This window comes from Rhodovulum viride, from assembly GCF_003265965.1.
Classification (GTDB): domain Bacteria; phylum Pseudomonadota; class Alphaproteobacteria; order Rhodobacterales; family Rhodobacteraceae; genus Rhodovulum; species Rhodovulum kholense.
Genome location: NZ_MUAV01000135.1, coordinates 1 through 763, shown reverse-complemented (window position 1 = coordinate 763; position 763 = coordinate 1). Strand labels below are relative to the sequence as shown.

Below are 763 nucleotides of genomic sequence, written 5' to 3'. Positions count from 1 at the left end.
TCTCGCATTTCCGCGCCTGGCGGCCCGCGCGGCGGATCACGACCGGCGCCATCCGGCTGACGGACTACAATTTCAAGACGCCGGTGGCGGCGATGGAGACCGACCATCTGGGCGATGCCGCCTACGAACAGGGCCAGATCGAGAGCTTCGACTGGCCGGGCGATTACCTCGATCAGGGCCGCGGCCGGGTGGTGGCCGAGCTGCGCGCCCAGGGCGAACGCGGCCAGGACCGGCGTTACGAGGCCGAGGGCGATATCGTGGCGCTTGGCGCGGGTCTCCGGGTGACGCTGTCGGGCGATCCGGTGCCCGGGACCGGCGGCGAGTATCTATGCCTCAGCGCCCGGCACTCCTACACCGCCGACAATTATGGGTCAGGCGGGTCGGACGATGGCGACGGCCGCGCCTATGACGGGCAATACGTCCTGATGCCGGTCGAGGCGCCGCTTTTGCCCGAACAGAAGACCGCGCGGGCCGATGTGCGGGGGCCGCAGACGGCGACGGTGGTCGGCGAGGGCGAGATCGACTGCGACGAATACGGCCGGATCCTGGTGCGGTTCCACTGGGATCTGGACGAGGCCTGGTCGATGCGCTGCCGGGTGTCGCAAAGCTGGGCGGGCGCGGGCTGGGGCGGGATGGTGATCCCGCGGATCGGCATGGAGGTGGTGGTCGAGTTCCTCGACGGCGACCCCGACAAGCCGCTGGTCACGGGATGCGTCTATAACGGGCGGAATAGGGTTCCCTACGACTTGCCCGCCAACAAGAC

The 763-nt window shown here is 69.2% G+C and carries 1 protein-coding gene; it reads left to right on the top strand.

Going from position 1 to position 763, the window contains the following annotated elements:
• A partial coding sequence (locus tag BYZ73_RS21440) for a type VI secretion system Vgr family protein (RefSeq protein ID WP_146746406.1) occupies positions 1–763 on the top strand: 763 nt, incomplete at both ends.